Source organism: Streptomyces sp. NPDC054783 (genome assembly GCF_053611725.1).
The window spans coordinates 83634-105038 of record NZ_JBSHAY010000015.1 but is presented as its reverse complement, the minus strand read 5'-3'; the positions used below and the strand labels follow the sequence as shown (position 1 = coordinate 105038).

At 72.1% G+C, this 21405-nt stretch carries 14 protein-coding genes and 2 pseudogenes; 3 read left to right on the top strand and 13 right to left on the bottom strand.

All coding sequences use genetic code 11. From position 1 onward, the window contains the following. Positions 1 to 44 precede the first annotated feature (44 nt). The 13 genes and pseudogenes from ACWGJ5_RS25470 to ACWGJ5_RS25410 form a co-directional block, all read right to left on the bottom strand. On the bottom strand, positions 45 to 1727 hold the full coding sequence (locus tag ACWGJ5_RS25470; RefSeq protein ID WP_453311981.1) for an SWIM zinc finger family protein: 1683 nt from the start codon (positions 1725 to 1727) through the stop codon (positions 45 to 47). Between the two features lie 102 nt (positions 1728 to 1829). Then, the gene (locus tag ACWGJ5_RS25465) at positions 1830 to 2315 is read right to left on the bottom strand and encodes a hypothetical protein (RefSeq protein WP_453311980.1); all 486 of its coding nucleotides are present in this window, start codon (positions 2313 to 2315) and stop codon (positions 1830 to 1832) included. A gap of 261 nt (positions 2316 to 2576) precedes the next feature. Next, the gene (locus ACWGJ5_RS25460; RefSeq protein WP_453311979.1) at positions 2577 to 3893 is read right to left on the bottom strand and encodes an alpha/beta hydrolase family protein; all 1317 of its coding nucleotides are present in this window, start codon (positions 3891 to 3893) and stop codon (positions 2577 to 2579) included. A 155-nt stretch (positions 3894 to 4048) separates the two neighbouring features. Beyond that, positions 4049 to 4432 (bottom strand): annotated as a pseudogene (locus ACWGJ5_RS25455) (hypothetical protein); the annotation flags it as partial. 135 nt (positions 4433 to 4567) lie between these two features. Then, positions 4568 to 5929, bottom strand: coding sequence for an alpha/beta hydrolase family protein (locus ACWGJ5_RS25450; RefSeq protein ID WP_453311978.1), 1362 nt, complete (start codon positions 5927 to 5929; stop codon positions 4568 to 4570). Positions 5930 to 6030: 101 nt separating this feature from the next. After that, entirely contained in the window at positions 6031 to 6594 is a 564-nt protein-coding gene (locus ACWGJ5_RS25445) for an ArsR/SmtB family transcription factor (RefSeq protein ID WP_453311977.1), read from the bottom strand. Positions 6595 to 6737: 143 nt separating this feature from the next. Beyond that, a pseudogene (locus ACWGJ5_RS25440) lies at positions 6738 to 6941 on the bottom strand (transposase); the annotation flags it as partial. A 90-nt stretch (positions 6942 to 7031) separates the two neighbouring features. After that, entirely contained in the window at positions 7032 to 9122 is a 2091-nt protein-coding gene (locus tag ACWGJ5_RS25435) for a serine/threonine-protein kinase (protein WP_453311976.1), read from the bottom strand. A 36-nt stretch (positions 9123 to 9158) separates the two neighbouring features. After that, entirely contained in the window at positions 9159 to 11351 is a 2193-nt protein-coding gene (locus ACWGJ5_RS25430) for a protein kinase domain-containing protein (protein ID WP_453311975.1), read from the bottom strand. A gap of 4 nt (positions 11352 to 11355) precedes the next feature. Beyond that, positions 11356 to 12183 carry a serine/threonine protein kinase gene (locus tag ACWGJ5_RS25425; RefSeq protein WP_453311974.1) on the bottom strand — a complete coding sequence of 276 codons (828 nt, stop codon included), beginning with the start codon at positions 12181 to 12183 and terminating at the stop codon, positions 11356 to 11358. A 377-nt stretch (positions 12184 to 12560) separates the two neighbouring features. Beyond that, a complete protein-coding gene (locus ACWGJ5_RS25420) occupies positions 12561 to 14084 on the bottom strand; it encodes a cellulose binding domain-containing protein (RefSeq protein WP_453311973.1) in 1524 nt (507 codons plus the stop codon). Between the two features lie 307 nt (positions 14085 to 14391). Next, complete coding sequence (locus ACWGJ5_RS25415) at positions 14392 to 15735, bottom strand: radical SAM protein (RefSeq protein ID WP_453311972.1); 1344 nt, start codon at positions 15733 to 15735, stop codon at positions 14392 to 14394. Between the two features lie 58 nt (positions 15736 to 15793). After that, positions 15794 to 16468 carry a pyridoxamine 5'-phosphate oxidase family protein gene (locus ACWGJ5_RS25410; RefSeq protein WP_453311971.1) on the bottom strand — a complete coding sequence of 225 codons (675 nt, stop codon included), beginning with the start codon at positions 16466 to 16468 and terminating at the stop codon, positions 15794 to 15796. A 158-nt stretch (positions 16469 to 16626) separates the two neighbouring features. Between ACWGJ5_RS25410 and ACWGJ5_RS25405 the strand changes: the two genes are divergently transcribed. The 3 genes from ACWGJ5_RS25405 (at position 16627) to ACWGJ5_RS25395 (ending at position 21227) form a co-directional block, all read left to right on the top strand. Then, a complete protein-coding gene (locus ACWGJ5_RS25405) occupies positions 16627 to 17889 on the top strand; it encodes an FAD-binding protein (protein ID WP_453311970.1) in 1263 nt (420 codons plus the stop codon). Between the two features lie 198 nt (positions 17890 to 18087). Continuing rightward, complete coding sequence (locus tag ACWGJ5_RS25400) at positions 18088 to 19338, top strand: ROK family transcriptional regulator (RefSeq protein WP_453311969.1); 1251 nt, start codon at positions 18088 to 18090, stop codon at positions 19336 to 19338. Positions 19339 to 19349: 11 nt separating this feature from the next. Next, positions 19350 to 21227, top strand: a complete 1878-nt coding sequence (locus tag ACWGJ5_RS25395; protein WP_453311968.1) for a glycoside hydrolase — start codon at positions 19350 to 19352, stop codon at positions 21225 to 21227. Positions 21228 to 21405: the final 178 nt, after the last annotated feature.

Sequence of the window (21405 nt, the reverse complement as noted above, 5' to 3'; positions counted from 1 at the left end):
CGTAGAGGCGGCCGCATTCCGGCGCCACCGATTTTCTGGCCGTGTCACAGGCCGTGCTGGTCGAGGAGCCGCATCAAGTTCCGCTTGCGCTTCTGACCGGCACGCAGAACGGCGAGGTATGCGGTGAACTCGTCTTCCGTGCCCAGGCGGCGATGGCAGTCGCGCATGCTCAGCAGCAGACCGGTCAACTGCTCGTAGACGGCGTTGCCCGTCTGCTTCATGAGCGGTCCGGCCAGCCGCAGGTAGACCCCGAGCGCGTCGGCAGGACGGGCGGCGCGGGCCCGGCCGGCGAGGGCGAGCCACTGTCGGTCGTGTGCATGCGTTTCGGCCGCGGCCCGCCAGGCGGCGTCGACGTCCCCGTCGTCGAGCAGGGCATCGACCAGGACCGGGCCGCCGTACCAGGGCTGCTGCCGCTGCCCGGCGTCAGCGCGCAGCAGCACGAGCGCCTGCTCCCGCTCGGCCTGCCAGCAGCCGGCTGCCTGTGCCGCCGTACGCAACTGCTGGTACGTGGCCAGGGAGCGGCGGGCGGCGAACTGCACACGACGCAGGGCGACGGCGTCACGGAGCCGGTTGGCGCGGGTGTAGCGGTCGCAGAGGTAATCGATCAGAGTGTTGTCGGGGGTGACGTCGCCGGGTGTTTCCCCGATGCCGCGTTCCGCCCACCGCAGGGCCTCGTCCGAGCGACCGGCCGCGTCCAGTTCGCGTGCGACGCTCAGGTGAGTGCTGCCGTCCGGGGCGAGGTCGGCCGCGTGCACGGCGACCCAGCCGTCCACGTCTCCTTCCGCCCTGGCCAGCCGTTCCATCAGGTACTTCTCCGCCCAGCCGGTGCGGTTGCGACGCCAGGCCGCAGCCGCCAACTCCCCAACCCGGCACATTCCTTGGGTGCCGAGGACATCCTCGTAGTCGAGGGGATCGATGCCGGTGAGATCACCCAGGTCACTCAGCAGATGACCGACCAGCCAACGCGCGGTCTCGTCCGAGTCGGGGCGTGCTGCGCGGCACGCGTCGAGGTGGGCTTCGGCGAGCGCAGCCCCGATTCGGCCCAGGTGACCGTCGGAGTCGTCGATCGCATCCTGCGCCTCGCTCAGCAGCCGCATCGCCTCCCGGCACAGGGAGGTCGCGTCCGCGGGACGCCCGGCAGCGGTCAGCGCGGCGATCGCGGACACCGCCTGAGAGGCCTGTTCACCGTAGGCGTGGGCATCGGCGTACTCCACGTAGCCGTACCGTGCGAAGGGAGCGGTGTCGAGGAGTTCCCGGATCCGGGCGCGGACCTCGGCCAGGTCCCCACGGGCACTCGCCGCCCGCAGCTCCAGCCGACGCGCCAACTGCCGGTCCCCGGCAACCTGTTCCCGTACCAGGGCAAGCAACTCGTCCTTGGAGCGCACAGCCAGCCACGCATCCAGCTCCTGGGCACGAGTCCTGGCCCGGCCGCGCTGCCTCGGCACCGCCTCCGGCTCGGCGAGCACGGTCAGGCCCAGGGCGACCAGATGCTTGCAGAAGTTGCCCTCCGTGCCGTACGGGCAGTCACACTCTCCGGCAAGGCCGTCGGGCCCCTCCAGGTCCAACTCCACCTGATAGGCGTCCGTCCCGTGGACGGTGGCCGCGATCCAGCCGTCGCCGACCTCCATGGCGGTCACCGCGGCCAGATACCCTCGGCCCCGCTCGAAGGAGCGTGGCCCGGCCAGCGCCCGCAGGTCGTCCTCGTCGAAGTCCAAGTCCTGTGCCACAGAGGCATTCAACCGGAGGAACGGAGCGACGGCCTCTGCAGTACCCGTATCGCAGTACGGCTTGGCGCGCACGCCCATATCCGCACGCGAGGCAGTCGCGGCTCACGACCGCCACGAAGCTCCAGTCGCCGGCAGGCCAGCCCCCGGACTTTCGCAACCTCGGCCTCCCGGCACCACGAACTTGACGTATCTCCCGATGCCGGGCATGCGCCGCGTCTCCGCCCGGGTGGCAGCGAGCTCACCGGTCACCCGGACCCGCTCCGCCTCGGCACCGGTCAGCTGCTTCTGGCCTTGCGGCAGCTCGGCCCGCTCACGCTGGGACTCCACGCCGCGCTGCTGACGCTCTGTGGTCGGTCGCTGCCGTTCGTCGGACGTTTGCTTCTGCAGGACGTCCCGGTCCTGCTGCGCCTTGCCCTCCGCTTGCTTGGCCTCCGCCTTCCACCGCGCCCGCTGCGTTGCGATCTCGGTGCGGATCCGGGTCAGCTGCTGTGGGGGGAGCACGGTGGGTGCCGAGGCCCGGGCTCGCTGTTCCAACGAAGTGCGCCAGGCGTTCAGGGCGGTCGCCGTGGCCTCCCCAATGCCGGACACACGGACCCGCCGGCCGCTCGGGCGGACGAGGCACGCGACGCGGTTCCCGTACGACTGGTTCGGGCTGAAGGCCACCCCCGGTGAAGTCAGCTGCAGTGCGGATGCGACGAGCCGCTTGTCTCCAGTGCCGTCGATCAGAGGTGACCTTGCGGGGACCGACGCGGCAGCGGACCACAACGCCGTGGCCCGCAAGGAAGCGGTCGGGGTTCAGCACATCCGAAGGGCGGGCCCGCATGCGGGGCCGCCCTTCGGATGCCCCGTTCAGCGGACGAAGGAGATCTCCGGGTACTTCTTGTCGGGGCCGTCGAGCAGGGTGCTGTGCTGGTGGCGCAGTTCCTTGTCGAAGAAGGCCGCGAGGTAGACCCTCTGGATCTCAATCGCGCGGTTCGGGTCGAGCGTGCCGAGTATCTGCTGGAGCTGGGCCGGGGAGAGCCCGCGCAGGCCTGCCTCCTGTGGCAGCATCGCCTCCGTGTCGCCGAACGACAGGTGCGCCGAGCCCTGGAGCTGGAGGTCGACCCGGTCTCCCTTCAGATGCGACCACAGCGTGCGCCACGACCCGTCGTTGTTGCGGTTGTGGGTGCCGGAGCTGAAGAGCATGAAGGGGCGGTCCAGGTTCTTGCTCGGCGCCGAGCCGAAGAACTGGCCGTCCAGGTCGGCGCCGGCGGCGATCCGGTGGTCGAGCTGCATGGAGGTGTCGACCGCGCCGCCGCCCAGCGACCAGCCGAACATCCCGATGCGGGACATGTCCACGGCGTGCGACAGCCCGGTGGGGAGCCTGGCGTGGTCGGCGTCCGGGTTGTGGCCCTTGCTGATCGCGCCGAGCTGGTTGATGACGAAGCGGATGTCGGCCGCACGCACGTTGAGCGTGTCGGAGGAGTGCGCGCCGGCCGGCATGGTGTCGCCTTCAAGCCGTCCGCCGGGGAACTGCACCTCGTTGGCGTCGTGGGTGTGGTCGACGGTGACGACGAGGTAGCCGCGGCTGGCCAGGTCCTCGACGAGTGCAGTGCTCCCAGCGCGGTCCCCGTGCAGCCCGGCCGAGTACAGCAGGACGGGCAGCTTGCCGAGCTTGGTGTCGACCGGGGCAAGGACATGGCCCGCGGTCTTCGGCAACGTCACCTGTTGTGGCGTCAGGCCCTGGGAGGCGAGGAAGTGGGCGCCGGAGACTGCCGGCATCCACGGCGCCGCGTAGTGACCGCGGGTGGAGGCGGCCGGGTACCAGAACGACACCATCAACTCGCGCGGCCTGTTGCCGGGCACGTACGGGTCCGTGCGGGACGTGTCGACGAGGTGCAGGCTGAACGTGCCCACGCCGTGGCGCCCGGTCGGCGCGGGCAGACCGAGCTGGAGAGCGGACGCGCCCGCGCGGGGCGTGACGGCCTCCGGACGGACGGCCTTGTGCTGCTTCGGCACCTCGTCGTGCCGGGGCGCCCAGGGCGCGTCGTCCTGGTCGGGCTGGTCGGGTGAGAACCCGGTGGCGGTGGGCTTGTTGGCCGTCTTCCCGGCGGCCATCGCCGGCGTCATCCCCGCACCCAGGGCGATGGCCAGCGTACCGGCCGTACCGACCGCTCTGGCGATCACTCTGCGACGGTGGCGCGGTCGGCGGTGTTTCATGGGACCCCTTTGTTGGGCAGCGATCGAGGAACTGGCGATCGGATTTCGCACCCGTACCGCCGCAGTGGCCTACGGATTTCGGACCCCCGGCGTTCACCGCGGCGGCGGGCGGGACAGAGCAGCCCGAGGTCGAGTCCGACGGCGAGCGACACGGCGACGACGGCGTGGTCGACGTCGGCGGCGAGGATCTGTCCCTCGGAGCGCTTGGCGGAGGTGGAGCGCACGAAGGCGGTGCGGCGCGGCAGCAGTGTCCGCACGTATCGCGGATCGCTGCCGTCGGGGTCGACGGCGACCCGGTCCCCGGCAGACACGACCTTCATCGGGTCACGGGGAACGACGAACTCGGTATCGGCCCGCACGGTACCGCCAGGGGTGACGACGTCGCACTGGCCGCGGTCGACACGTACGACACGGCCCGGCAGGAGACCCTGCCCGGCATACGGAGCGAACTCCGACTCCACGGAGGTGGACTGGACGAACTTCTGGTTGCGGGCAGCGCCCGTCACAGAGACAGTCGGCGGGGTCACAACCGCTCGTAGACGGCGTTGCCCGTGACCCTGGCTCACAGGACCAGGGGCTGTCTTCAGTCGTGATCAATGGGCGTTCAGGAGGCTGCTGGAGCCGTAGAGGGGCGATGGTCGTCACGCGGCAATACCCCACCACACCGCCCACGGTACGAACCCGACCGCGGCCAGTCCGACCGGGGCCAGGCGCAGCCAGACCGCCCGGCTCGGCGTCAGCCGTCGGCGCCAGAGTGTGGCTGCCGAGGCGCAGGCGGACACCACTACGGCCACGGCGAGCGCCTGCACCACCAGCCACAAAGCCGGACGGCCCCATATAACGGGCGCCGCCGCACCGTTGCCCACCACGAACACGGCGAGCGGGCAGACCACCGTCGCCACGACCGCCAGCAGGCCGAGCCCGGCCAACCACCGCACCGGGCGCACGACCGGGCCCCGGCGCAGGAGAGCATTCACCGGATAGACGGCGAAGCCGAGGAGTAGCAGGGCCGGGGCGAGCCAGGCATACCAGGCGTGTCCCGGCACGTGGGTGGTGGCGAGTGCCTGCCCGGGTGCGGGGGCGGCGCTCGACGCCGGTGGGTGTCCGGCGGCGACTGCCCGCACCCATGAGGTCATGGTCTGCGCGTAGCGCGGGGACAGCTCCCCCAGCTTCTTTCCGTGGAAGAGGGGCCCGCCGATCCGGTCGAACCCGTCCGACGTGCGGTGCCCGTTGTGCGCACCGCCGGTGACGAAGCCGATGACGGCGTTCTGGTTGCCCGCACGGGCCAGGGCCTCGTGGAAGATCCGTGCGCTCTCCTGGGGCGGCACCTGCATGTCGTGATCACCCCACAGCGCCAGCACCGGCGTCCGGTGAAGCCGCTCCAGCACCGGCAGGGGGTCGTAACCAGCCGCGGGGAACAGACCGGTTGAGGCCAGGAATTGAGCGGCGGGGCCGGCCACGGTACGACGGAACGGTCCGCCCACCCCTTGGTGGTGCAGATGCGTGGTGAGGTTCCAGGCCTGGGTACGCAGTGGGTCGTAGCCGGACCCGCCGATGGTGACGACGAACGCGACGTCGCTCGAGCGCGACGCGGCCAGCGGCGCCACCCAGCCCCCCTCGCTGAACCCCCACAGCCCGACCCGGCGTGCGTTCACCCCGCTCCTGGACTGCAACAACCGCACTCCGGCAAGCGCGTCGTCAGCCAGCAGGCCGAAGTCCACATGGAGCCTGGAGTAGCCGACGGTCCGCTTGTCGTAGACGAGCGTGGTGATCCCGGCCCGGGCGAACGCCTCGGCCTCCTGCCGGTACTCCTCCCGGGGACCCGCGCCCGAGCCACCGACGAGGACGATGCCGGGTTCCGGGCCGGGTGCTCCGTTCTTGCTGAGGACGGTGCCGTGCAGGACGAGCCCACTGCCGCCCCGGAAGGTGACCTCCTGGCGGACCAGCCCGTCCCCGCCGGCGTACGCCATGGGAGCGGTCAGCAGGAGGAGGGTGCTGGCCAATACCCCGGATAAAACGGCCAGTACGGCGCGCATCGGTGATGCGGACGTAGCCGAGAGCAGCATGACGTGTGTTCCCCTTCTCTGTCGGCTGAGCCACACGGTCACCCGGTCTCGGGAATGCCGAGCAGCCGGACGAGCACGGTCCGCGCCTCGGGCGCGTTCCCCAGTTCCGGCGCTGAGTACCGGTAGAGGAGCGCGATGTACTCCTCGAAGAACGCACGGAGCCGGTCGGGGTCGACCCGGAGCGTGGCGCGTGAAAAGAGCGCCGCGTCAGCCCAGGGCCCCAGCGCGTCGCGCGCCTCCTCGAACCGCCGGGCCGAGTCGATCAGTTCGGCGAGGTTGAGCCGATGCATCTCGGTCAGTGCCTCGCGCATCTCCGGCGTCTGCCGGCTGTACGGCGGGAACCGCCGGTCCCCCGGCACCGCCCGCCACCACCGTTCCCGCCCCTTCGCCAGTTCGGGGACCTCCTCGACGAAGCCGTGCTTGGCAAGCTGCCGCAGGTGGTAGCTGACCAGCCCCGTGCTCTCGCCCAACTCGCGTGCCAGCGCGGTGGAGTTGGCCGGTCCCCGGCGCAGACATTGCTCGATCTTCTGCCGCATCGGGTGCGCGAAGGCGCGCAGCGCCTCGACGTCGGCGATCTCTTGGGCAGGCGGTTGTTCGGCCACGCCAGAAGGCTACGAGTTGCAAAGAGTATTTGCAAGGACCCCTTGCAACTCTTGACCACGAACCGAGCCGCCACCTCGCCGCACATGGCCGACCAGCGCGCTAGTGAGTTGCGGTCAAAGAACGGTTCTCGCGAGGTCCCCTCGAAGACGCCCGCGTCACGCCATTGCCGGAAGCGGTTGTGCACAGTGGAGCAGGCGCCGAACTCCTTCGGCATCTCCCGACACTGCCCGCCGGTCTTGAACCGCCAGATCACGCCCTCGAACGGCGGCCGCAGCCGCTCGGAGTAGGGGCCGTACTCGCCGACTGGCAGGTACCGCTCGACGAACTCCCGTTCCACATCAGTCAGTTGCGCTCACGTCACGCAAGAAGATCTACCGGTCCAGGCCCCGCCGCGACGGCGATGTTCCGGCAGATTGATCACGACTCGATACGCGCCCTAGTACACCGGCAGTGCCAGCAGCGTCGTGTGGTTGAGGACGAAGAGGCGATTGCCGTCGGCGGCGAGGGAGCGGGGCCGGCCACCGGTGAGGGCGTACGTCTGGGGGGCGCCCCCGTCGGACCGCGGCAGGCCGCTGACCCCGGTGTCCTCGCTCTCCACGATCCAGACGCTGTTGCCCTGGACGGCCGGCGGCTGCCACGGCGGGGCGACGCCGGCGACCATCATCGGGTCGGCGGCCTGGCTGCCGTCGGCGTGCAGCGAGCGCAGTACTTCGCAGTCCAGCGCGTAGACCACACCGCCGGCCACCACGGGCGGGCCCCACCCGGCGTCGCTCTGCCTGGGCGGTCGCAGCGGGTCCTGGGCCCACAGCCTGCGGCCGCTGGTGACCTCCACCGCCGCCAGGGTGCGGCCGCCGAGATAGACGGTTCCGCCGTCGATGGCGGGCCGCAGTGCTCCTGCGGCCTGCCCCTTGCGGACCCAGGCGCGGGCGCCGTCCGCGGCGCGGACCGCGGCCACGTCGCCCGCCTCTGTGCAGAGCACCAGGTGGCCGGCGCCGAGGGCCGCGGCGGGGTGGCCGCCCGAGAGCGACAGCGGTGGCCGCTTCGTCCACCGCACCTTCCCGTCGGTCCCCACGCAGCGCAGTCGGCCGTCGGTGGTCTGCAGGTAGACGGCGTGGGCGTCCGCGGCCAGCAGGGCACCCACCTGCGCGTCCACCGTCCAGCGGGGCGATCCGGTGGCGGCGACCCAGGTGTGCAGGGTTCCCTCGCCGTCGGCGGTGGCCACCAGGCGGTCCCCGATCGAGAGGTAGCCGGCGTCCGTCTTCGCGTCACCGATCCGCCACCGTTCCCGGCCGTCGGTGACCTGGCGCGCCGCGATGCCACCACCGGAGGCACCGAACACCACCACGTCACGCACCGGCAGCGGGGGCGGCGACCCGGCGTCGGCCACGTCCTGCAGAGGGCCCCACAGCGGCTTCGGGGAGCCGTCGGCGGAGCCGAGCGGCGCGGCCCGCACCTTTGCCGCCGGCGGGATGTCGAAGGGGTCGGACGGGGCGTCACCACGGCTGAGCCACCAGGCGGTGCCGCCGCCCGCCGCGGCCAGCAGCACGCCGCCGCCGGCGGCCGCGCTCAGCAGCCGACGCCGGGTGAGGCGGGGGCCACCGCCGGCCGTGCCGTCCGCGGCGGTGGGCGAGGGGCCGACCGTACGGGCTGTCAGGCGGCGTGCCGTCGCTTCCCGTTGCCGGATCTCCGCCCCCAACGGGCCGGACTTCCACAGCCGTCCGGGCTGAGGCGGTGCCGCCGCGGCCTCGGCGACCTGGATGGGCAGCGGGCGTGCCGCCGGGTCCTTGGCGAAGCAGGGCGTGACCAGGTACCGCAGACCCTCGGGAACGGCCCCCAGGTCGGGGTTGCCGTGCACGACCTCGTACAGGACGGCCGTGATCTCGGCGCCGGTGTACGCCGGCCGGCCGCCCGCGGCGAAGGCGAGGACGGCCCCGAGGGAGAAGACGTCGGCCGGCGGTCCGACGCGCTGTCCCAGCACCTGTTCCGGCGCGCCGTAACCGGGGGTGACCGGGATCTGTCCGGTGCGGGTGAGGGTCAGGCCGTGTTCGGGGCGGGCGATGCCGAAGTCGATCAGGCGGGGGCCGCGCGAGGTGAGGACGACGTTGGGGGGCTTCACGTCCCGGTGGACGAGTCCTGTGGCGTGCACGTCCTGGAGTGTGCGGGCCAGTGACCGGGCCAGCTCCCGCACGGCGGCGTCGTCGAGCGGCCCGAAGCGCGCGACGGCGTCGTCCAGCGTCGGTCCTGCCAGGAACTCCGTGGCGATCCACGGCCGGCCGCCCTCCAGTTCGGCGGCCAGTACGCGGGCCACGCCCTCGCTGGTGACGGCCTGCGCGGTGCGCGCCTCCCTCAGGAACCGCTCGGTCAGGTGCCCGTCGTGGGCGAGTTCCGGCAGCAGGACCTTGACCGCGGCGGGGCGTCCGGAGACGTCCGCTCCGAAGTACACCTTGCCCATGCCGCCCTCGCCGAGGACGCCGTGGAGGCGGTAGGGGCCCAGGCGCAGCGGGTCTCCCTGGCCGAGGGGTTTCACGGGTGGTTCTCTCCTGGATCGTGACGGGCGGGGCGGTCAGGCGAGAGGCAGGGCGATGGTCCGCTTCTCCTGGCGGACGTAGAGACGGCCGCCCTTGGGGTCGGCGGTCAGGACGACGGGCTTGGCCTCGTACGTCCAGACGGCCTTGTGGGCCTGGAGGTCGACGGCGCGTACGCCCTTGTCGTCGGCGCAGTAGGCATAGCGCTTGCCGATCGCCGGGGCCACGTCCCGCATGGTCTTCCTGCCGGACAGTCCCTTCTCCTGCCAGTTGATGGTGCCGGAGAGCGCGTCGACGGCGATCAGTCCCTGGTCGCCGTCGGTGCAGTAGACGACGCCGTCCTGGACGACGGGCGCGCCGTACCGCCGCTCCTCGCTGCCGCTGCCGCTGCCGCTGCTGTCCTGCCCCATGCCGACGACCCACTCCAGCTTGCCGTCGGACACTCTGCGGGCGGTGAGGGAGTCCGCGCCCATGTAGATGTTCCGGTCGTCGGTGACCAGACGGGACGGCGGGGTGCCCGCGAACGTCACGGAGAGCGGCCACAGTTGATGGCCGTCGCCCTTGTCGTGCACGGAGAGCTTGAGGAACTTCGAGTCCGTGGCCGGGCTCCCGCACAGCACCACCCGGGACCCCATTACGGCGCCGCCCAGCGCGGGTGGGGCACCCGGGGCCATCGGATCCTGGGTCTGCGGCCCGTCCACCGGGCTGCGCCAGCGTTCCTTGCCGGTGCCCAGGTCGGCCGCGACCAGGTACCAGCGCCCGCCGGAGGCGGCCTTGGCCACCAGGTAGGCGACGCCGTCGACCACGCACAGCAGCTGGTTGTACTGCTCCTTGCCGGCGAACGCGGAGAGCTCCACCAGGGGCTTGCCCAGTTGGCCGTCGGTCTGCGCCACCTCGCACACCGCCAGCGGCGCCGCGTCCTGGTATCCCCGCAGGGCGTAGACGCGGGTTCCGTCGGTGGCCGACCGCCAGGTCTCCTCGATGCTCGCCTGCCAGGTGCCCTTGCCCGACTCGGCGTTGACGCCGCACAGCACGATCCCCGCGCGCATCGCCAGGTTCCGGCCGACCACCATCACCTCGCCGCCGGCGTCCGGGCACCACAGGGCAGTACTCCAGAGCGCCGCCGGAGGCTTGGGCCGGTCGACGGCGTCCTGCTTCGTGCCGCCGCCCCCGGAGCCCCCGAACAGGGCCCAGCCCCCGCCGCCGAGAAGGCCGCCGCCCAGGAGAGCGCCCCCGGCCACGGCCAGCAGCCGGCGCCGCGAGACGCTCGACGCGGGGGCCGGCTCGGTCCCCGGCGCCCCGGCGGGCACGGGTGGCGGCAGGCGGTGCGGCGGCTCGCGCCACACCTCGTCGCTGCGCCGGGCGATCTCCCGCAGTAGCGCGTCGGGCAGCAGGTCCGCGAAGCCGCGGTGGTCGCCCGGGACACCGCCGGCCGCACCCAGCGCGGTACGCAGTTCGGTGGTGGACGGGCGCCGCGAGGGGTCCTTGGCCAGACAGCGGGCGAGCAGCGGGCGCAGCGAGTCGGGGACCCTGCCGAGGTCCGGCTCGCCGAACCGGACGCGGTACAGCAGGTCGGTGGGGGCCCCGCCGCCGAACGGGCCGGTGCCGGTGGCGGCGAAGACCAGCACTCCGGCCAGGGCGAACACATCCCCCGCCGCCGTGTGTTCCAGGCCCGCCGCCTGCTCCGGCGACATGAACGCCGGCGTCCCCATGGCACTGCCGACGGTCGTCAGGTGCTCGTCGCCGAAGGCCCGGGCGATGCCGAAGTCGATGATCCGCGGGCCTCGCGCCGTCACCAGGACGTTGGAGGGCTTCAGGTCACGGTGCACCACCTCCGACCGGTGCAGCTGCTCCAGCCCGGCGGCGAGGGCCGCGCCGAGGGCGCGCACGGCCGGTTCCGGCAGTGGTCCGCCCCCCTCCACGGCCGCGTCCAGCGGCGGGCCGAGGACGTACTCGGTCGCCAGCCACGGGGTCGGTGCCTGGGGGTCGGCGTCGACGACCGCCGCGCCGTGCTCGGAGCCGATGACGCGTGCCGCGTCCGTCTCCAGCCGGAACCGGGTCCGCAGCGTGGGGTCCGCGGCGAGGCGGGTGTGCAGGGTCTTCACCGCGACTGTGCGGCCGCCCGCCGAACGGGCCAGGTAGACAGTGCCCATGCCGCCTCCGCCGAGGCGGGCCAGGATCCGGAACGGGCCGACGGTGTGCGGGTCGTCGTGCAGAAGAGGGGAGATCATGCCTTCAGTGCCCTTGGGTGGGAAGTGCTGCGGCGAGGACCTCCGCCGACTGACGGGACAACGCCTCGACGACGCGGCCGGGCAGGGACACCGGCTCGGTGCCGCCGGCCAGCCCGCCGTATGCCGCGCCCGGCAGCAACTCGGCGAGCACCCTCGCGGGTTCGGGCCGGCTCTGCGGGTCGCGTGAGCGGCAGGCCATGACGATGTCCCGCAGGCCGACGGGGATCTCCTGCCTCTCGGGCACGGTGTACCCGGTCGCCGCGTAGGCCAGCACGGCACCCAGGGCGTAGACGTCCCCGGCCCGGTCCACGGGGCCGCCCGCCGCCGCTTCGGGGGCGAGGCAGCCGGTCTCCAGACCGGTTGCCTGTGCGGCGAAGCTGTGTGCCGGCGGGTTCGCGCGGGTCGCGCCGAAGCAGCTCAGGAGCGGTCCGCAGGCGGTCAGCAGCACGCCGGCCGGGCACACGCCGCCGTGCACGATGCCCAGGACGTGGGCCGAGGCCAGGGCCTCGGCCAGTGTGCCGCCGAGCGTGCGGACCAACGGTTCCGGCAGCGGGCCGCCGTACGCAGCCAGGACGGCCGGCATCGGTAGGGCCGGCCGGTAGGGGGAGGAGTACCAGGGGAAGGCCTGCGTCCCCCCGAGCCGGCCGACCGGCCAGAACCCGGGCTGGGTCAGCCGGGCCGCCTGCTGTGCCTCGGCCGCCCACCGCGCCGGGTCACCGCCGGGCGGGGGCAGACACACCAGGACGGTGTGCCCGCCGTCTGCGCTGCGGGCCAGATAGCGGCGTTCGGGCACGCCCCGGCTGCCGTCGGCGTCGAGACGCGCCAACGTCACGAAATCCCCGACCCGTTGCGGATCGTCCCGTCGCAGCTTCTCCACTCGGTCTCTTCTCCCCCGTCCCTGCCCGTCAGGCCCCGTTCTCCGCCCCATCAGGCGCGTTCGCGGCCGTGAGCCTATATTCAGCGCGCGCAGCGAGGGAAAGCGGGTCCCTGTCCAGGCGGAGGACGGATGCTGCCCGGCATCCGCTCCGCGGACGCCCAGCGGTGAGGGTCGGGGGGGTTGCCACCTGCTTCTCGCTCTTCGCGGCAACGAAGTCCGCCTGAGCCCTGGGGTCCGGCGGGCGTTGCCGGATGTGAGGCTCTCGGCTGGTGTGCGGCCCCTGGACGAAGCCGGAGGCGAGGTACGGCAGCGCGCAACGGGTGGGTGCGAGCTCAGCCGGCCGTGCAGGACGCCCCGTTGAGCGTGAAACCGTACGGCGCCCGGTTCCGGTCCTGCCAGGTGCCGATGAACCCGAAGGACAGCGTGCCGTGCGCGGCGACGGTCCTGTTGTAGTCGGCGGCGGTGGCGGTGACCCGGGAGCCGCTCTGTCGGGCGGTGGCGTCCCACATCTGGCCGACCTGCTGGCCGTCGCGGAAGGTCCAGGACACGTTCCAGCCGTCGAGGGGCCGGTCGGTGGCGACGGTGACGGTGGCCTGGAAGCCGTCGGGCCACTGGTTGACGAGGTCGTAGGCGACCCGGCAGTCGGCCGCGGGGGCGCTGGAGCGGCCGGGGCCGGAAGGGTGCGCGGTCGCGGAGGTGCTGCCCTGGGGTTCGGGGCCGGGCTGCTCGCGACCGGAGCCGGCCGGCGTGGGTGTCGGTGTCGGTGTGGGCGTCGCGGAGGGCGTGGCGGCCGGTGCCGTCGGCGAGCCGGGCGGGGTGTCGGTCCGGGAGAAGCTGGGGTCGGCGGCGACCGGCTGCCGGTCGTCTCGGGCGGCGGCGCTGTCGTCGCCGGAGCTGCCGTACGGCATCATCGACGCACCGAGTGCCAGTGCCGACAGCAGCACGGCGGCGGCGAGCAGGGTGCCGCGCAGGGCGCGGCTGCGGCCGGTGCCCTCCGCCGGATCGCCGGACGCCGGATCGCCGGACGCCGGATCACCGGACGCGGCGCCGGCGGGGCGGCCGGCGCCGAGGCGGACCTCGGCGGCGCGCCGGCGGCGTTCCAGGTAGGCGAGGCCGCCCCAGCCGATGACCCCGCCGGCGAGCGCGGCGGGCAGCCCGCCGCCGTGCAGGCGCAGGCAGGCGGCGGCCTCGGCACAGCGCACGCAGGTCGCGAGGTGCCGGGAGAGGTCGTCGGGGGTGTCGGCGGCCGGTGAGCGGGTGACCGCGTCCAGCAGACGGGCGTAGGAGCGGCACTGCGCGTCCATCGGGGTGTCCAGGTGGGCGCGGTGGCAGCGGTCCCTGAAGAGGGTGCGGACCTGGTCGAGTTCGTCGGCGACGGTGGCCGGGTCCAGGCCGAGCCGGCGGGCGACGGTGGGCAGGGGCAGCGCCTCCACCTCGGCCAGCCACAGCAGCGAGGCGTCGCCCTCCTGCATGTCCCTCAGGCCGCGCAGCGCGACCGGGCGCTCGAGCGGCGGGCCCGTGTAGCGGGCGGCTTTGGCGGAGTTGAGCCACAGCCGCACGTCGGGGTCGAGCTTGTGGCCCTGGCCCTCGGCCTCCCAGGTGGCGGCGGTGTCGCGTACGGCGGTGAGCAGCGCCGGGATGGTGGGCAGCCGGGCGGTGCGGCGGCCCGCGCCGCGCACATGGGTGCGCGCCGCCGCGCGGACCTCGCGCATGCCGAGCGTGAAGGCCTCGGTCGCCAGTTGATGGGCGGTCATGGATCCGGAGGTACACAGGTCCGCGTAACTGAGCACCGCGTCCCAGCCCTCCGAGAACAGCGCAGCCTCGGTGGCGTCCTGGGGGGTCGGCAGGTCGGGCATGGGACTCCTGCATCCACGAGCGAGGTCAACTCACCATAGGGCGAAGGGAGTTGCAGGGAACCTCGCGGCAGGACACAGAGCCTTTCACGTCCTCGACACAACTGACAAGCGGCCTGTTCACATCCGGTTACCGATGGTGGCGGGGCGGATGCGCGACGCTACGAGCCCGCAACTCCGGCCTGAAGTACGGATGCGGGCGCCGTTCCGCTCACCGTCGCGCCGTTCCGTCCGCCTTCCCACCGTCCCGCCGTTCCGTCCGCCGTCCCGCCGTCCCGCTCACCGCGTCCCGCCGGTCCGGTGCGCGGCATCACACCTCGGCCGACGCCTCCGCGGCGTCCGCCGCCCGGTCGTCCGCGGGCAGGCTGTCCATGAAGGAGCTGACGGAGAAGACGGCGCGGCCGGGTCCGGGCGGACCGTATCCGGGCGGGGAGGACAGCCCGAAGTCCTCCATCGTCTGACGGTAGGCCTGGAGGAGGCGGATGTGGTACTCCAGCGGCGCGCCCTGCGGGTTGGCCTTGCCGAGCGGGGTGGTGGGCTCCGGGCACCAGGTGGTGAAGCGGGGTGTGATGCCGTGCGACATGAAGAAGCGCAGGCCCTCGGTGGTCGACGCGATCGCCTCGTCCACCGTCGTGAAACCGAACGGCTCGGCCATCTCCACGCCCGCCACGAAGTTCGGGATCACGTTGCGCGCACCGAAGACGTCCGCGGAGTCGAGAATCCGCTTGTGCCACTCGTCGCGGCCGACGTAACGCTCCTTGCCGGGGCAGTACAGCTCGAACAGCCGGCGGTCCCACACCTCGAAGTTGGGGTGGTAGATCTGCACGCCGTAGTCCTTGAACCGCTGCACGTCCGCCTTGGGCAGCGCCTGGGCGACGACCTTGCCGATCCAACGGCCCGGGAAGCGCTCCTCGATGGCCTTGGCGTAGTGGCCGTAGAAGTCGGCCTCGTCCCGCCCGGCAACCGATTTCGTAATGGCGCCGCCGGTCAGGGTGTAGGCGGTGGAGGACTTCTGGGTGTCGTACCGGTCGATGATCTCGAGGGCCTCCAGCACCTCCTCGACGTCCTTCACACCGGTGTACGGCCGCCCGGCCGCCTTGTGCTGGCGCCAGTTGTGGTTGATGTCGCAGTACTGGCACTCCTCCTTGGCGCCGAAGTACTGGCAGACGCGGAAAACGGTGAGATAGATCAGGTAACCCCACTGAATGGTCGGGGCCACCTCCATCACGGACTTTCCGTTGGAGAGGGTGTGCCGGTAGTACTCCGGCATCGGCGGCACGCCGACGTCCGCGATCCGCTTCCCGTCGAGGTAGAGCCCGAGCAGCCCCTCGTCGTCGGCTGCCACCCGGTACGGCGAGGCCGGGTTCACCCGTACGGAGACGACCGTGCGCCGCAGGTCGTACGGGCCGCCGGTGAGGATGATCTCCTCCGGCGGGCGCCGCAGCGCCGCCTCGCCGAGCTCGGGCAGGGTGCCGTGGTCGAAGGAGAAGATGAAGTACGACTTCGGCTTGACCTCGCCGCTCTCGTTGTCGCTGAGGGCGGAGGGGTCGAAGGCGACGCCGCCGCGGAGCAGGTCCTCCTTGAAGACGGCTTCCCGTGGCACGTGCGGGAACCGCTCCATCAGATCCTCGACCAGCGCGGTACGACTGCCCATCCGTCTGTCTCCTCCCGGCTCAGGCGTACGTCTCACACCGTATGCCCCCGCCTGCGCCTCAGCCGTGCCGGGTCCCCGCACGGCGCGCGATGTGGTCCGGTACGGCGGTCCCGGCCGGCAGCGCCGGGTCGGGCTCCGGGGTACCCCAGACCGTGGTCAGCGGCAGCACCCCGGCCCACAGGCCGGGGGCCGCGTCGGGGCTGTCCCCGTCGTCCGGTGCGCCGGTGCGGATCTTGACGGAGGCCTCCTCCAGAGACAGGGCGAGGAGGGTGGTGGCCGCCAGCTCCTTCCGGCTGGGACGGCGGGCGTACGACCACTGGCCGGGCGCGGAGTGCTCGGTGAGCCGGCGCAGCCCCTCCAGCTTCTCCTCGGGGTCGGTGACCGTGCGGGCCGTGCCGTGGATCATGGCGCTGCGGTAGTTGACGCCGTGCTCGAAGACGGACCGGGCGAGTACGAGCCCGTCCACGTGGGTGACGGTCACGCACACCGGCGTGTCGCCGGCGAGGCTGCGGCTGGCCACGGACCCGTGCAGATACAGCGACCGCTCGTCCCGCCCGTACACGGTGGGCACGACGACCGGCCGCCCCTCCACCAGCACCCCGAGGTGACAGACGAACGCGGCGTCGAGGATCGCCTCCAGCTCCGCCCGCTCCTGGCTGCCCTGCTCGCGCAGCCGGCGGTGGCGGGTGCGGTCGGTGACGGGCAGGCGGGCGGGAAGCGACTCCTGGGTCATGGATCGAGAAGGTACCGATATCGCATTCATCACGCTAGCCAAATTTAGGATACGTCGATGAATGCGGTTGCTACAACGAAATCCGTAGATGGACTCTGCTCTGGCTCGCGGCGGATGAGAGGGTCGGCGCAGACGCACTCTCCGGGAGGGACGCAACTGTGACAGGGACGGCCGAGACTGCCGGGGCGGTCACCAACTGGTCGCGCACCATCACCTACACCGCGCGGGAGTTCCACCGTCCGCGCACGCTCGACGCGCTGGCGGCGCTGGTGGCGCGCAGTGCACGGGTGCGGGTGCTGGGCAGCGGGCACTCCTTCAACCGGATCGCCGACCCGGGTCCGGACGGTGTCCTGCTGTCCACGGCCGGTCTGCCGCCGGTGATCGAGGTCGACACGGCTGCGCGCACGGTCCGGGTCGCGGGCGGGGTCCGTTACGCCGAACTGGCCCGGGCCGTCCACGCGCACGGCCTCGCCCTGGCCAACATGGCGTCACTGCCGCACATCTCGGTGGCCGGTTCGGTGGCCACCGGCACCCATGGGTCGGGCGTCGGCAACGGGCCGCTCGCCTCTGCCGTACGGGAGGTGGAGCTCGTCGTCGCGGACGGCTCGACGGTGACGATCGGCCGGAGCGACCCGCGGTTCGACGGCGTGGTGACCTCCCTCGGCGCGCTCGGCGTCGTCACCGCGCTCACCCTCGACCTGGAGCCGGCGTACGAGGTCGAGCAGCACGTGTTCACCGAACTCCCGCTGGAGGGGCTGGACTTCGCCGCCGTGGCGGCCGCCGGATACAGCGTGAGCCTGTTCACCGACTGGCGGGAGCCGGGGTTCCGGCAGGTGTGGGTCAAGCGGCGTACCGACCAGCCGGCGGTGGACTTCCCGTGGGCCGCACCCGCGCAGGTGCCGCTGCACCCGGTGCCGGGCATGCCCGCGGGCAACTGCACCGTACAACTGGGCGTGCCGGGGCCGTGGCACGAGCGGCTGCCGCACTTCCGGGCGGAGTTCACGCCGAGCAGCGGGGAGGAGATCCAGTCGGAGTACCTGCTGCCGCGGCCGGCGGCGGTGGAGGCGCTGGAGCGAATCGACGCCATCCGGTCCGCGGTCGCCGGTGTCCTGCAGACCTGCGAGGTACGGACGGTCGCCGCCGACACGCAGTGGCTCAGCCCCGCTCACGCGCGGAACTCGGTGGCACTGCACTTCACCTGGGTGCGGGACGAGGCGGCCGTACTGCCGGTGGTACGCCGGCTGGAGGAGGCGCTGGTCCGGTACGATCCGCGGCCGCACTGGGGGAAGGTGTACGCGATCCGGCCGACGGTGGTCCGGCGACGGTACACACGCGTCCGCGACTTCCGCGACCTGGCCCGCTCCCTGGATCCGGCCGGCAAGTTCACCAATGCCCTCGTGGCGGATCTCCTGGCCGACTGACCGCTGCGTCCGCTGCGTCCGCCGCAATGCGCTGTCGGTGGTGAGGGACTTCCTCTACTTCCTCCACTTCCTCCACTTCCTCCAGCCCCTTTCCTAACCCCTTGTCGAAACTCCCTCCCAGCCCATAGCCTGGCGCCCGCGCCGGTGCCGATGTCGCCCCGGCCCGATCTGCTGGACGGGATGGGAGGGGCAGCCGCGTTGAAGCGCACATCACGTGACATCCGCACCGCGAACCGCTACGAGGTGCTGCGCCAGATCATCGCCGAGTCTCCCACCTCCCGGCAGGAGCTGGCCGCCGCCACCGGTCTGAGCCTGGCCACGGTCGCCACGCTGGTCGGCGAGCTGCTCGACCTCCGCATGATCACCGAAGTGGGGTTCGAGGACTCCGCCGGCGGCCGGCCCCGGGGCCTGGTCGCCGTCAACGCGTCGGGGGGCGCGTTGATCGGCGTCGACATCGCGGAGACGTACGTCCATGTCGAGCTGTTCGACCTGGCGTTGAACGTGCTGGCCCGCGCCGACGAGGACATGCGGCCCGGCGAGAGCCGCCCGGAGCAGGTGGTCGGGCACGTGGCCGCGGCCGTCGGCTCGGTGGTGGCACAGGCCGGGGTCGAGGCGGCCCGGGTGCTCGGCGTCGGGGTGAGTGTGCCGGGCCAGGTGGACCGGGACACCGGCGTCGCCGAGTACGCGCCCAACTGGGACTGGCACGACGTTCCGTTGCTCGACCTGCTCGCCGAGCACATCGCCTATCCCCTGCACTTGGACAATCCACTGCGCGCCTGCGCGGTGGCCGAGCTGTGGTTCGGGGCCGCGCGGGGCCGCGGGGACGCGGTCGTGGTCAACCTGGGCACGGGAGTCGGCGCCGGCCTCGCCCTCGGCGGCGGCCTGCACCGGGGGGTGAGCAACAGCGCCGGCGAGTGGGGCCACACCACGCTCGTGCTGGACGGACGCCTGTGCCACTGCGGCAACCACGGCTGTGTCGAGACGTACGTCGGCGCGCCCGGCATCATGCAGAACCTGCGCGAACTCAGCCCGCAGTCCCCGCTGTTGCACCCTGAGGACCAGACCGCCACCATCGACGCCCTGGCCCGCGCGATCGACGCGAACGACCCCGTGGCCCTCAAGGTGGTCCGGGACACCGCCCGCTACCTGGCCGCCGGCATCTCCGACCTGATCAACCTGCTCAACCCCGAAGTGGTCGTGCTCAGCAGCTGGGTCGCCGCCCGGCTGGGCGAGCCGCTGCTCGGCGAGGTCCGCCAGGCCGTCGCCCGGCACGCCCTGCGCCGGCCGCTGGCCGCCACCGAGATCGTCCTCTCCCCGATCCCCACCGACCCGGTGTCCCTCGGCGCGGCCACGTTCGCACTGGAGGGGGCACTGCAGTCCGTCGGGCAGAGGCAGGGCACCACCAAGCGCACCACTCTCGCAAGGAGCCGTACCGCACCGCCTTCATGACGACGGAAGGGATGCACGTGCCTCACCCCCGCAAGAGATCCCTGCTGCTGACAGCCTCCGCCGCACTGGCCGTCACCGGAGCCCTTCTCACCTCCCCGCCCGCGAACGCCGAGGCCGCCCCGGCCGCCGCCGAGGTCTCCCCGCACGCCGCCCAGACGATCGACAACATCGGTGCGTCCGGGGCCTGGTGGGTCAACGACCTCCAGCACTTCGACCCGAAGGTCCAGGCCCGGGTTGCCCAACTCCTGTTCTCCAAGCAGGGGTTGGGCCTGAGCTCGTACCGCTACAACATCGGTGGCGGCGGTGTCGCGGTCACCACCCCGGCCCGCGCCGCCGAGGACTTCCTCGCCTCCGACGGCTCCTACGACTGGAGCAAGGACAACGGCGGCCGGACGTTCCTGAAGTACGCCGCGCAGTACGGCGTCAAGGATCTGATCGGCTTCGTCAACAGCGCGCCCGCCCAGTGGACGACCAACGCCAAGAGCTGCGGCGGCCGGCTGAAGCCGGAGCACGAGACCGACTTCGCGAAGTACATCGCCGACGTGACCGACCACTTCGCGCGGCAGGGCGTGAGACTGGACTACATCAGCCCCTTCAACGAGCCGGACAACAGCTTCGCCGACTGCGGTCAGGAGGGCATGCCGGTGCCCGTCGACCAGCGCGACGACATCGTGCGGGCGCTGGGCGCCGAGCAGCGGGCCCGGCACCGGAAGACGGGCATCATCGCGGACGAGTCCAGCAGGACCACGCAGTTCACCAGCGAGGTCCCGCAGTGGATCACTCAGCCCGGCACCGCGCAGTACGTCTCCAGGCTGGCTCATCACACGTACGACAATCCGGACGACGGCCGGCTCGGAAACGTTTACGAAACGGCGAAGTCGGTCGGCAAGTCGCAGTGGGCCACCGAGATCTGCTGCTTCGGCAAGGGCGGCACGGGCTGGAACCAGGAGTACGACCCGACCATCGACAACGCGCTGCTGATGTCGCGGATCATCTACAAGGACTTCGCGACCTCCCACGACTCGGCGTTCCAGTGGTGGGTGGCGCTCGCCGGCGGTTACGGCAGCGATCCGACCACCAGGAACGACCAGGGCTGGAACGACGGCCTGGTCTACTACGACCCCGACTACGCGACGAACGGCGACCAGAGGCTGTACTTCACCAAGCGGTACTACGCGCTGGGCCAGTACAGCAGGTTCGTCCGGCCGGGCGCGGTCGCGCACAACGTGACCGGGGCTCCGGACGGCGTGGAGGTGTCGTCGTACGACCTCCAGGCTCGAACAGGCTCGCCCGGAGGCACCCCCACCGGGCAGTGGGTGGTCGTGGTGAACAACCACAACACCACCGACACCGCGCTGAACCTCCACTTCAACAGCAAGACGCCGGTGCGCGCCACACAGGCGGTGCGGACCTCGGCGGACGAGAACTGGGCGAAGGTCGCGAAGCCGGCCGTCAGCGGTGGAACCGTCTCCACGACCCTGGCCGCCCGCTCCATCACGACCTACGTCTTCGACCAGAAGGACCAGGGCGGAACGGCGCTCACCGGCGCCCTGACGGGCAGCCAGTCCGGCAAGTGCCTGACCGCCGACGCCTCGGGGGCCACGATCACCTCCTGCACGGGCGCGGCCGGCCAGTCGTGGTCGTACGACGCGCAGGGCACCCTGAAGGGTGTCAACGGCTATCTGACGGCGGGGAGTCCGGGTCTGATGGCCACCGCCACGGCCACGCACGACGGAACCCAGCAGTGGCTGCTGAACGGCAACGGGCAGATCGTGAACGAGGCGTCGGGCAAGTGCCTCGACGTCAGCGGACAGGCGACCGCCGACGGCAGCAAGGTGATCACGTACAGCTGCAACGGCGGCGCGAACGAGACCTGGACCCGGCAGTAGCCGCCACTCTCCCCTGACCGAGGGCCGCCGACCACTCCCCTGAGCCGGCGGCTCTCATCTCCCTTTCCCCACCAGCCCGTTCGGGATTCCGAACCGGCAACAACTCTTCGAACAGGCTTCGTCCAACCCCTTGCCGAAGCATTAGCCGAAGGTTAACGTCCCGCACCAGCCTCAGCCG